This is a genomic window from Annamia dubia NIES-4383 (assembly GCF_055394725.1).
The window spans coordinates 2,102,531-2,115,596 of record NZ_AP025630.1; the positions used below are offsets into that span (position 1 = coordinate 2,102,531).

At 28.0% G+C, this 13,066-nt stretch carries 11 protein-coding genes; 10 read left to right on the forward strand and 1 reads right to left on the reverse strand.

The window, feature by feature from the left end; all coding sequences use genetic code 11:
• The first annotated feature begins 84 nt into the window (after positions 1-84).
• The 9 genes from Anndu_RS09450 to Anndu_RS09490 all read left to right on the forward strand — a co-directional run bounded on the left by Anndu_RS09450 (position 85) and on the right by Anndu_RS09490 (position 10,085).
• Positions 85-1,416, forward strand: coding sequence for a hypothetical protein (locus tag Anndu_RS09450; protein WP_464100967.1), 1,332 nt, complete (start codon positions 85-87; stop codon positions 1,414-1,416).
• Positions 1,417-1,429: 13 nt separating this feature from the next.
• Positions 1,430-2,734 carry a glycosyltransferase family protein gene (locus Anndu_RS09455; protein ID WP_464100968.1) on the forward strand — a complete coding sequence of 435 codons (1,305 nt, stop codon included), beginning with the start codon at positions 1,430-1,432 and terminating at the stop codon, positions 2,732-2,734.
• Positions 2,735-3,054: 320 nt separating this feature from the next.
• The gene (locus Anndu_RS09460) at positions 3,055-3,735 is read left to right on the forward strand and encodes a class I SAM-dependent methyltransferase (protein WP_464100969.1); all 681 of its coding nucleotides are present in this window, start codon (positions 3,055-3,057) and stop codon (positions 3,733-3,735) included.
• A 107-nt stretch (positions 3,736-3,842) separates the two neighbouring features.
• Positions 3,843-4,628: a glycosyltransferase family 2 protein gene (locus Anndu_RS09465; protein ID WP_464100970.1), complete on the forward strand. Its 786-nt coding sequence runs from the start codon at positions 3,843-3,845 to the stop codon at positions 4,626-4,628.
• On the forward strand, positions 4,609-5,568 hold the full coding sequence (locus tag Anndu_RS09470; protein WP_464100971.1) for a UDP-glucose 4-epimerase family protein: 960 nt from the start codon (positions 4,609-4,611) through the stop codon (positions 5,566-5,568). Before Anndu_RS09465 ends, Anndu_RS09470 begins: the two co-directional genes overlap by 20 nt.
• Positions 5,569-5,575: 7 nt before the next feature.
• Positions 5,576-6,199 (forward strand): hypothetical protein, encoded by a 624-nt coding sequence (locus Anndu_RS09475; RefSeq protein ID WP_464100972.1) that lies wholly within the window; start codon positions 5,576-5,578, stop codon positions 6,197-6,199.
• 11 nt (positions 6,200-6,210) lie between these two features.
• Positions 6,211-7,215 (forward strand): MraY family glycosyltransferase, encoded by a 1,005-nt coding sequence (locus Anndu_RS09480; protein ID WP_464100973.1) that lies wholly within the window; start codon positions 6,211-6,213, stop codon positions 7,213-7,215.
• 550 nt (positions 7,216-7,765) lie between these two features.
• On the forward strand, positions 7,766-9,145 hold the full coding sequence (locus Anndu_RS09485; protein WP_464100974.1) for a hypothetical protein: 1,380 nt from the start codon (positions 7,766-7,768) through the stop codon (positions 9,143-9,145).
• Positions 9,129-10,085, forward strand: a complete 957-nt coding sequence (locus tag Anndu_RS09490) for a ComEC/Rec2 family competence protein (RefSeq protein ID WP_464100975.1) — start codon at positions 9,129-9,131, stop codon at positions 10,083-10,085. Before Anndu_RS09485 ends, Anndu_RS09490 begins: the two co-directional genes overlap by 17 nt.
• Positions 10,086-10,508: 423 nt before the next feature.
• Here Anndu_RS09490 and ubiE read toward each other — a convergent pair whose 3' ends face one another.
• A complete protein-coding gene (gene ubiE, locus Anndu_RS09495) occupies positions 10,509-11,213 on the reverse strand; it encodes a bifunctional demethylmenaquinone methyltransferase/2-methoxy-6-polyprenyl-1,4-benzoquinol methylase UbiE (RefSeq protein ID WP_464100976.1) in 705 nt (234 codons plus the stop codon).
• Positions 11,214-11,626: 413 nt separating this feature from the next.
• On the opposite strand from ubiE, the gene Anndu_RS09500 reads away from it, so the two are divergent.
• Complete coding sequence (locus Anndu_RS09500) at positions 11,627-13,039, forward strand: isochorismate synthase (RefSeq protein ID WP_464100977.1); 1,413 nt, start codon at positions 11,627-11,629, stop codon at positions 13,037-13,039.
• Positions 13,040-13,066: the final 27 nt, after the last annotated feature.

The window sequence follows — 13,066 nt, forward strand, 5'->3', positions numbered from 1 at the left end:
ATATCTGGAACATAATGTCGATAAATATTGCTAATTAATAAAACGTTTTATACTCACTCAAAAAGGTATCTAAATTAGTAAAATATGATTTTTTTATTGTCAATAATTATTTCAATAATCAGTTCTATCATAACATTAGGCTTATTAGTAAAAAATAAAAATTATTATACAGCAATTCATTTAGGATACTTTTTACTATCTTGGAATTTTGGAATTTCTATATTAGTAAATAATCATTTTTTTATTCAATGTTCTGCTGTAACAGATGAAACTTTGTTAATAGCGATATCGTTAATTATTGTTATTACTAATACTACAATTTTTGTCTTATATTTCAAACCTATATATCAAGTATTTTCTCGTTTATATTTATTTATATATCAATCATTTATTATCTATAAAATCTTAAATTTTAATTTAATTAAATATTTTGCATTTTTGATAAGTTCGATAATTCTTATTGTTTATCCTTTTGCTAATATAGATAATTTATATAATTTAATTATTGGGATCGTACATAACAAATATGATGTTGTTTATGAAAGTAGAGCAGTCTATTTTCAATCAATAACTACTGGATTTAACAAATACTTAAACTATTTTTATTTATTTTGGTTCTTTAATATTATTCCTAATTTAGCAACAGTTGAATTATTTATTTCTAATCAAAAAAATAAACGCCTATTCAATCATCTTAAAAGTTTATTGCCTTATGTGACTTTAATTTTTCTTGCCTCTGTATTAATTCCTTTTAGAGGTTATATATTTAAAGTGGGATTATTTTTTGTTTTTTTATTCTTATGTATATCAAAAAAAATTTATTCTCATCAAAAGTTAAGATTAAATATGGCTAAATTATTTGGCTGGATTTTAGCAATATCTATTTTTGCCAAAGTTATTAATATAATATTTAAATCAAATTTTTTTCTATCTGATCTTTTATTAACTATAGTAGATAGGATGTTTGTTATTCCTATATTTACATCCCAATATTATATAAATTATTTTGGTGGGGTTAAAAGACCATTTTCAATTTTAAATTTATTGTTACCTGGTAAAGGTGATAATTTAACAGGTGATGGTCCATATCAAGTTACTCAATATTTTTGTGGAGGTAGCTTCCATGCAACAACCGATGCTTACACTTATGCTTTTAGTACACAAGGTATTTTGGGTGTTATAATAGTAGCAATCTTAATTGCTACGTTACTTTTATCTGTAGATTATTTTTATAAAATGTTAATTAATAATCACCGTATTTACGTTTATTTACTTATGTTCTCTAACATAATTTTTACAGTTACTTCATTTGATTCTACTAATTTACCTGAGCAAATTATAATATACGGATTAATATTTAGTCCTATATTCTCAGCTTTGGTTAGTAAGCAGTATATTGACAAAATTAAGTATTAAAACATAACAACTTATGGATATAAAATCTACAGTTTTTATTATTGCACCTTATTTCCCTCCTAATCGTTCAGCCGCCGCCAATAGATTATATTATTTGGCTAAAATTTTTTACGAAAATAATTTTAACGTATATATATTAACCACAAATGCTTTAATCGAGATTAATGATAACCAAATTTCTGATTTAGATAAATCAAGAATATTTAATCAGAATCAAGAAGGTTCTGAACTATCAAGATTTATTGGAACAACTTTTGTCAAAGGGATTATTGGCAACATACTAAGATTTATCAAAGAAAATATTTTTTTTGATATAATTGATCCTATCAGTCTAATTTTATTAACTAAATTAATAAACAGAAAAACTATTAAATTAATTTCAAATATGAAGAATACTGATATTATTATTTCTTCATCTCCCCCTTTTCTTATTCATATAATTGCATTAATTTTATCTAAATTTAATCAAGTTAATCATTTAGTAGATTTTAGAGATCAATGGGCGTTACATCCTGCTAAAAAATCAAATCGATTCGTCAATTATATTAAAATAAAATTAGAAAACTTCGTTATTAAAAACTCAACTGCTTGTTTTACAGTGTCTAAGGGAATTGCTCAAGAATTTTGTGAGGAGTATAGTCATAAATTTAACATAGCCTTTAATAGTGTTGATCTAGAAGAAGTAAAAAATGCTTTTAACTTGGCAAAAAGCTTAAATAACTTTTGTGATAATACTGAAATTAATAATTTATTTTCTACAAATAAAAACAAAATGATTATAACTTATCCTGGTTCTTTACCACCTAAATTTTATGATTTGGATAAATTTTTATTGAATATAAATAATTTGGGCGATTTTATAGAAAATTTTATATTTTTATTTGTAGGAGATAATGAATTGCTTAAATTAAAAGTTAGAAATGATTTTCCTCATCTTAAAAAGCATTTCTTATTTTATCCGAGAATACCCCACACTTCTGCTCTTATCACTTGCATAAAAAGTGATTTTTGTTTATGCTTTAGTATGGAAGGATCCGTTGATGCTAAAGGTCTATTGACAAGTAAAATATGGGAATATATAGTAATAGATGCTAAAATAATAACATTTAATTTACCAGAAGTTTGTGAAGTAAAAGATTTATTAGCTCAACATGAGATTATGAATATCTCATTGGAAAACACAGAAAAAATATTACAATTATCGAAAAACAGAAATATTGATTATAATTTCAAAAAGATAGAACTACTGTTACAAAAGTTGTCTTATAAAAATAATCTTTTAATGTTTATTGAAATTGCGAATCAAGTACAACAATAAGGATAAAAATATATTTATATTGTCAAAGGAAAACCTTGATGCTAGATTGCCAAAAGCATTTTTTTGATTTTTGAGCAGTAGATTTTTATAGCTACTTTATGAACAGTTGACAAAAAAGCATACTCAGTGGTAAGATTATACACTGATTAATTAAGTAGGTATAAATAATCGCAACTTGAAGAAGTGGATGAAGTTTTCTTCTCATTTTTCACTCAAAGTCAACACCCTAGGTAAGGGATTGATGGTATATGTCTATCACATCTTTAGCAAAATGGTATAACGTTGTGTATTTTTTTTAAAATCCTAAATACTAATATATTATGAAAACTGGAATTTGTAACTTATGTAACTCTTTAGTGATCCAAATTAACAAAAGTTATTTTGGTACTCGTTGTATTAACTGTAGATCTACTCAAATTCATAGAGCAGTCGGCTTTGTTCTTGAATCCCTAAGTATTCCTAATACCTTTACTTATGAGTTGTCATCTCGAGGAGCTTTACATAAATATTTAAAAAGAAAAGTTGAAAATTTTTATTACTCTGAATACTTTGATGATATACCTCTAGGTCTAATGAAAAATTCTGTTGTTTGTCAAGACGTTCAAAATCTTCTTCTCAGCAACGAATCTTTTGATTTGGTCACTTCTACTGAAGTTTTTGAGCATGTTCCTTATGATATCAAAGGATTTTCTGAAGTTTATAGAGTCTTAAAAAACAAGGGTTATTTTATTTTTACTGTACCCTTATCAGATTCCCCACAAACTATTGAAAGGTGCTACTTAGAGGAAGATGGAACTATAACACACAAATTTGAACCAGAGTATCATGGTGATCGGATTAGAGGACAAGGAAAGGTTTTAGCTTTCAGAAATTATGGATTAGATATCATTGAAAGGTTATCTAATTGTGGATTCAAAGCCGAAATACATACTGTTAATTCAAAACCTAATGTAATCAAGGAGCAAAAAGTTATAGTAGCTCAAAAATATAGTTATCATTAAATCTTTTAGGCTATAATTTAGACTTAATCAATATCTAGTATAATTCAGTTTGAGTTGAGCCTAAATTATAGTTAAGAGTTAATTATAATCTTTTATTTTTATCAAAAATGAAACTTACAACTTCCTTAGTTACTTACAAAAATAATCCTGAAATACTACATCAAACAATATCATCTTTATTTAATACTAATCTAGCAATTGAATTATTAGTGATTGATAATTCCCCTACTGATGAACTTAGGTCATTATTTGAAAATGAGAATTTTCAAGAATTTAAGATTAACTATTATTTTAATAATGGAAATAATGTGGGTTTTGCGAAAGCCCATAATCTAGCCATTGAAAAATCAGAAAAAGCAGATTATCATTTAGTCTTAAATCCTGATGTTTATTTTGAGCCTAATGTTATCCCTGAATTAATTAGCTATTTGGAAGCAAATCAAGATATCGGCTTGATTAGTCCCAAAATTCTTTTTCCTAATGGTGAGATTCAATATCTTTGTAAACGTTATCCCAGTTTTTTCCATTTATTTGCTAGAAGATTTGTCCCTTCTTTTGTAAAACCATTAATCAAAGATTATTTAGATTGGTACGAAATGAAAGATATTGGATATGATAAAATTTTTGATGTTCCTTATTTGTCGGGATGTTTTATGCTTTTTAGACGTAAAGCATTGGATGAAATTGGTTACTTTGATGAAAATATATTTATGTATTTGGAGGATGCCGACATAACTTTGAGAATGTCTCAAAAATATAGAGCAATATTTTATCCCTCTGTAAATATTTATCATCACTGGGCTAGAGGCTCTCATAAATCATTAAGATTAACTTTTGTAACAATTCAGTCAGCAATTTATTTATTTAACAAATATGGTTGGAAATTCTTGTAGAACAAAGCTTTTAATCACAGGAGCAACAGGATTTATTGGCTCTCATCTTTTGCCTGTACTCAAAAAAGGTTATTATCATCTTTTAGTAGCTACTCGTCATCAAAATCTTGAGGTTAATAGTATTGTTATTAATGAGATTAATCAAGATACCAATTGGGATGAAGCTTTACAAAATATAGATATCGTAATCCATCTTGCGGCCCGGGCTCATATTTTAAAAGAATCGGTATCTGATCCCGAAGCAGAATTTGATAGGGTTAATGCTCAAGGTACAATTAACTTAGTACGTCAATCTATCAAAGCAGGAGTAAAACATTTTATTTTCTTAAGTTCGATTGGCGCAATGACAACTTTAAGCGATACTATTATTAACGAATTATCACCCTCTAATCCTGATACTCCTTACGGCAAAAGTAAATTAAAAGCGGAACAAGCTATTCAAGAAATTTGTCAAAATAGTTTCATGACTTACACGATTTTACGCCCTACTTTAGTATATGGTGCGAATAATCCGGGTAATATGGAGCGATTATTGGCTTTAACTGCTAAAAATTTACCTCTACCTTTAGCTTCCATTAATAATTCTCGTAGTCTCGTTTATGTCGGTAATTTAGTAGATGCAATTATTACTTGTATTGACCATCCTAACGCTAAAAATCAGACTTTTATTGTTAGTGATGGGGAAGATTTATCCACTCCTGAATTAATTAAAAGACTTGGTAAAGCAATGGGTAAATCGCCCTTAATGTTACCTTTTCCTTCTAGCTTATTAAAATTCGGTACTAAACTATTAGGAAAAGGAGAATTGGGCGATCGCTTGTTAGGATCGTTACAGGTTGATAGTAGTAAAATTAGAACTATGCTAGACTGGAAACCCCCTTATACCGTAGATCAAGGCTTACAAGCTACGGCAAATTGGTTTACCAATATTGTAGAATAGAACACTTATGCTAATTCAAGACTTATCGGCTACTAAAAGGAAGTTTTTTTTAACACTGGTACAAAAAAGAGTAAAATCAGGTACTGGTAGCAGTATCAATTTTTTATCTCAACGTACTTGGACTTATCCTGTGACTAATTTAAACTCAATCTTAAAACAAGCTCCCTTTGTCATAATTGGTGGTGTTGCTACAAGAATGTATATGCCAGAAAGAATGACATTAGACCTTGATATTTTAATTAAAGCAGAAGATTGTGAGTTAATTTATCAAGATTTAGAGAATGCTAATAGTAAAAAAATTGGTAATTTAAGTATTGCAGGTAGTCAATGGAAGTTAGCAGATCAAACCTCTTTAGATGTGCTAGAAGGAGAAGACTCTTGGGTTGAAAAAGCGATCGCTAATCCTAATTATGCTCCTGATGGTTTACCAATTATTGCTTTACCATACTTAATATTAATGAAATTATCAGCCAGTCGTACTCAAGATTTAGCAGATATTAGTAGAATGTTAGGTTTAGCTCAAGATCAAGAATTAGAACAAATTAGAGTTGTAATTAAAACCTATCTTCCCACTGCACAAGAAGATTTAGAAAGTTTAATTGTTTTAGGTAAATTAGAAATAGGAAACTAAAGTTACAAAATATGAAAGTGAATTTAACTTTAATTCTCTTATTAATTACCAGTTTTTTAATTAGTATCTTTACTACTGGTTTCATTAAAGAGAAATTCAGTCAAAAACTATTAGATATTCCAAATGAGAGAAGTTCTCATCAACAACCAACTCCTCGTGGTGGTGGTTTAGGTTTTATTATTGCCTTTTTATTTGTGGGTATAATCTATCAAATTTTAACTATTTATTTTCCCCATTTATTAATAAATAATAACTTAACAGAAAAACCTTTTTTTATAGGATTAATCTTAACACCTTTAGGGATTACTGGATTGATTGATGATCAAAAAAATATTTCTGCTTTAACTAGATATACTGTTCAATTATTAACAGCAATCTTAATTATTATTAATTTCGATTATTTACATTTTTCTCTATTAGATAATTTGTCATTAATAGGAAACATCATAGAAATTTTAATTACGATTATTGGTATTACTGCTTTAATTAATTTTTATAATTTTATGGATGGATTAGATGGCATTGTTGCAGGATTTAATGCTGTTCAATTAACTTTTATCGCCTTATATTTCCATCAATATTCATGGTTAATTTTAGTAACAGGATTAATCGGTTTTTTATATTGGAATTGGTCTCCTGCTAAAATTTTTATGGGAGATGTGGGTAGCACTTTTTTAGGTGGAATTATTGCGATCGTCATAGTAAATCATCATAATATGATAGATACTTTTTCCACAATTGTTATTACATTACCTTTAACAGCAGATGCCATTTATACTATAATTTGTAGGTTAAATCGTCGAGAAAATATCTTTCAAGCCCATCGTACTCATATCTATCAAAGATTACAACAATCAGGTTGGAGTCATCACAAAGTTACTTTAAGTTATGTATTAGTAACAGTATTTATTGCCCTATTGATTACTTTTTTAGGTAATCTGGGAAATATATTAAGCTTAATCTTGATTTTAGGTTTAATTGCGATCAGTGAATTATATATAACTAAATCTTTATAGCGGTTTGCACTTCAGTGAATACACTTAATATCCTTGTGTAGAGAACTTTACGACTATTGCTAATGTTCTCATCCAAGTGCATACCGCTATAGTTAATAATGATTAATTTTTCTATCCAAAAATAATCTAATTAATAAAAATAATGGAATTTATTAAACTTAAGACAAAATTATCATCTAGTCTAAATTTTTTCTGTCAAATTTTATTGGTTAACGGTTGGGGTTTTATATTCCCTTATTTAATATTTTATCTTTGTTTTTGGTATTTGAATTTACCAATTAATCAATTATTTAATGTTTTTATTATTTTACATAGTTTCAATAGTTTATTATTAGTTTATTTTATTTATCAAAATAAACATAATTTTAAAATCAAAAAAATAATATTTTGGTTGATTATCGCATTAATTTTGATAATTCCGAGAGCTTATTTAGAATATCCCAGTGATCCTTGGGAGCATTTTCTAAGAATATTCTCTTTTCAGAATACAAATTCTATAGAAGAAAGTTATATTAAAAATAAATTCAGCTATTTTTGGGCTTGGACATTAATGTCTAATATTGAACCAATTAATCGTAGATTTGCTTTAGATATATATAGTGCATTTTGCCAACTTCTTTTTTATTATCAATTTTATCTTCTAGCTTTAAAATTAGGTATTGATCATTATTTGTCAAAAATTCAAGTTATTGGTATTTTATTTCTTTTTGGTACATACAATTTTACATTTAGATATTATGCAATTTCTTCTACTATTGTCGCTCAAATTACTTATGTTGCTTCAATTATTGTCTTATTAAATATTAAAGAGAAAAAATACAAACATTTATTATTATTAATACCTTTAATTTTAATCATGTATTATAATCACTTTCAAGAAGTTATGTTATTAGGAATTTCAGCTTTAGCTATTATTATAGATGTTTGTTTTAATAAAAATAAAAAATATACAATTATTACTTTAATTATATTATTTACTATTGCCTATCTAGGAGGTTACTACTGTCTTAATTATACCGAATTAGGTCAAAATATTTTATGGAATAATAAGGATGAATTTATCTCAAGGTTTGGGAATTATCAAATCTGGAAACCTAACTTATCTTACTTTCAAACGGCTGGTATTCATGGAGTAATTGCTTTAATTTTTGCTTTGATTTTTTTTCAAAAATATCAAACTATTACTCTGTTAACTTTAACACCCTATCTATTATTATTATTTCCGCCTTTTGCTTTTATCTTTTCAACTCGTGGTCATATTGAAAGTATGGCTAGTAATTGGGTAACTTATCGTGCTTTATATGCTTTTTCTACTAGCTTTATGTTTGTTTTAGGATTAAAAGAAATTTTGCCTTTCGTAACTCAAAAAATTAAACAAATTAATTTAGCTAAAAATAATCAACTGTTATCAATTATTATTGTTTTAATTATTATTTTAATTCCCCCTAATTATCCATTTAGAGGAAGATTTTATTTTCAAATATATAAAGTACCTGCACAATTATCTTTACAAAATATTGATATTACTGCTCAATGGTTTTATGAAAATAGAAAATTAAATAACAGTTGTTTATTAGCTAGTGATAGAGTAACACAATTTGCAATTATTACTCATTTTGGTTTACAGGATCAACCACCCCATAGAACTGTTCCTTATAATATTAGCAATGAAATTAAAACTAAACAAGATTTAGATACCTATATTCAAAGTAAAAATGTTTGTAAATTTTTAATTGCACAACCTGATAAACTACCGAATATTCCAAGTTCAAAAGTAGCTCAAATATCGGGGCATTGGGATGCTAATTTAGTTAAATATAATATGACTTTAACTTCAGAATATACACAATTAGTTGATACTTTAACTGAAACTGGTTGGCAAAAAACTTTTGTACCGCCTTTTTATTATTTATATGAAAAACCTCAGTAAATTACGTCAATCAATAATTACCTTTGTTTCTATTTTTTTTACTATTATTAGCTTAATTTTATTAGTTAATTTTTGGCAAAAATCTTCTCCTGAATTTGTTTGGATGATGGTTAATGTTAATCAAACTGAACAACAGGGAGATGCCCATTTAATTGAATTTAAAAATGGTAAAAAAATTTTAATTGATGCGGGTTATTTAGAACCCGCAAAACAAAAATTAATTCCTTTTCTTCAAGAGAAAAATATTCAAAATATTGACATTGTTTTTATTAGTCATCCTCATCAAGATCATTATGGAGGGATTCTTCCTATCTTAGAAGCAGGAATTAAAATTAAGGAAATTTATTTTAATATTCCTGACAAAAATCTTTGTGATCAAGAGATTCCTTGGGGATGTAATTATGCTCAAATATTAGAATATCATAAAATCTTAAAAGACCATAAAACTGAGATAAAATTAGCACAAGCAGGTCAATCTTTTCAAATTACTCCCAGTATTTTAATTAAAATACTTTATGCTTTTGATGGTGTTAATACACCTGTGGGTAAAACTGATATTAATGATCTTTCTTTAATTATGATGCTTGAAAATAAACTATCTCAACATAAATATTTATTTACTGGTGACTTAAATCATGCGATCGGTGATTATTTAGCCAAAAATGCTCAGGATATTAAGGCAAATGTTTTAAAAGTACCTCATCATGGTACGGAAGGATTAGCACCTAATGAGTTTTTTGCCAAAGTTCAGCCTCAATATGCCTTAGTTCCCTCTCCAGCAACTTTATGGTGTAGCGATCGCAGTGCAAGAACTCGTAAATGGTTTTTAGAACAGAATGTACCTATTTTTGTTAACGGTTTTTCGGGTCATATAAAAGTTTTAGAAACAAAGGATAAAATATTAATTTCAGAGGAAAATATTAAGTCAAAAACTTGCTAAATCAATGAATCATCATCAATAAAAAACTATTTTAATTAACACTTTCAAAATATGATTTAACCACATCTTGAGCATTTACAACTAATACCATTTACATTTAGTCGCTACATTGTTAAACACCTGAAATCTTTGTAAATAAACTATTCCATTAAACTACGTCTGAAGTTATACCATTTACATTTAGTAGCTACATTGTTAAATACCAGAAATCTTTGTAAATAAACTATTCCATTAAACTACGTCTGAAGTTACTTTCTGTAAATGGTATTACTTTCTGTAAATGGTATTATTTTCAATCCTCTCACTTTAGGGAGAGGTAATTGTCAATTGTTGAAGATAAATTATCCCTTTTGTTTAAGTTTTGATTTTTAAATATTCAAAACAAGCTAAAAAATTGACTATCAAAAGATTACATCTTAAAAATCATTTTTCAACTACTAAAACCCCCATCATACCACCTGTAATTGGATAATAAATTGCCTTAGTAAATCCCACTTCTTGAGCTAATTTTATCTGTTCATTTCCCGTAGGAAAACGCTCAATACTAGGGAAAAGATAAGCATATTCTTCCGTTAAATTAAATTGTTTAGCTAACGGCACAACGAAGGTATCAAAATACCATTTTTGAAAAAATTGTAAATAATTTTCTGAAGGGCGGTGAAAGTCTAAAATCGAGGCTTTTGCCCCTTTTTTTAAAACTCGATAGATTTCCGTTAAACTTTGGCCAATATCCGTTACATTTCTTAAACCGTAACCCATCGTTATACAATCAAAATAATTATCACTAAAAGGCAGATTTAATACATCTCCTTCTACCCATTTAATATGAAGTTGAGGATAATTATTTTGTCTTTTTTCCTCAGCCCTAGCCAGTTGTTGAGGTGCAAAATCAATCCCGATTACCTCCCCCGTTGATCCTACCTCTTTCGCCAATAAGGCAGTTAGATCACCACTACCACAACAAAGATCCAAACAGCGATCGCCCCTCGAAGGAGCACACCATTTAACCGTCATTTTTTTCCAGATGCGATGTTGCCCCAAACTGATCCACTGATTGAGTTGATCATACATGGGGGCAATATTATTAAAAATAGCTTGAATTTCGGAGGAAGTGGGGGTTTTAGTCATAAATTAAAATTAATCAAAAATTAATGATCACTCGGCGATCGATACTTTTTAATGGTGAATTGTCAATGGTTTTGTTAACATTTTACCTGAAAGTAATAACATTTTTATTATTTTATTTCGATTTATAGATTATTGTAAAAAAATATTAACAAGACTTGATTTATTTTTAAATTTCTGTTATAGACAATTAATTTTTCCCTGAAAAAGAGAATAATTACAGACGAGCAATAAGTATTTATTTTATTTTATTTATCATTTACAATAACCAGTAAAGTCATACAATTTTTAATCAATCAATTGTCAATTGTCCAAGATCAATTGTCAACTGATAACAATTTAACAAAAAAGTTTAATTTAATTAATTAATATTTAATCATAAATTTAGAGCAAAAATGATACAATCCCTATTAACAATGCCAGTTTCTCAAACATCGGTCAATCCATTAAATCATGACAAAGAACTTTATTCTTATTTAGTTGCTTGTCAGAATAAATTAAATCATCAGAAAAAAGAAATTTATGTCAGTCTGGCCAAAAAGATAGATCCCATTGATCCTCTGGCCGTTTTAAAAGTTATTTCAAGCACTCAGCCCCTTTATTTTTATTGGGAAAATGCACGAAAAGAAGAAGCTATCACAGCATACGGAGCGGCCAATCATTTAATAGTTAATGGCAAAGATCGCTTTCAACAAGTGCAAAAATTTATTCAACAAAATACCGATAAAATTATGAAAGTAGGAGATCATAATTTAGGACATTCAACTCCTCATTTTTATTGTAGTTTTAGTTTTTTAGATAATCCCAATCCCCAATCTCCTTTTCCGGGAGCAACGGTTTTTTTACCCCAATTTCAAGTAATTCGCAAAAAAAATACCCATACTTTAATTATTAATTTAGCCCTTACTAAAGATACAAATTTAGAATTAATTTGTGAACAAATCCGTTATCAAATTAACTTAATCGCCCAAGCTCCAAATAAGATTAATTATTATAAATCAAATTTAATTCCTCAAGCTAAAATTCAAGAAAAAAATGATCTAACTTTTCAAAAATCAGTCGCTTGTGCCTTAAATTCTATTGCCGAGAAAAAATTTAGTAAAATAGTTTTAGCCCATTCAATTAATGTTATTTTAAATGAACCTTTTGACTATATTAACGCCCTCGCTTATTTAAGAAAAAATCATCCCGATTGTTACATTTTTTCTAGTAGTAATGGCAAGGGAAAACAATTTATAGGAGCATCACCTGAACGATTAATTAGTATTCAAAAACAACAATTTGTTACAGATTCTTTAGCAGGTTCAGCCCCTCGTGGTAAAAACTTATCAGAAGATAATTATTTTGCGAAAAAACTGCTCAGAAGTGAAAAAGAAAAAAGAGAACATCAAGCAGTAACAGATTTTATTTTACAAAGATTATGGCAATTAGGATTACAACCTCAACAAGCCCCTTTACAACTATTAAAATTATCCAATATTCAACATCTTTGGACACCAATTTATTCCCCTTTAAATGCTAATATTCATCCTTTAGAAATTTTAGCCCAATTACATCCCACTCCGGCTGTGGCAGGAGTACCCACTGAAATTGTTTGTGAAGAAATATGCCGTTATGAGTCATTCGATCGCTCTTTATATGGTGCGCCCATTGGTTGGGTAGACTATCAGGGAAATAGTGAATTTATTGTGGGGATCCGATCGGCTTTAATCGATCATAACATGGCTACTATCTATGGTGGGGCAGGGATTGTGGCCGGCTCTGATCCCCAAAAAGAATTTGACGAAGTTCAATTAAAATTACAATCTTTATTAAAGGCCTTATTATAATTTTTTGATTGGCGATTGGTGATTGGT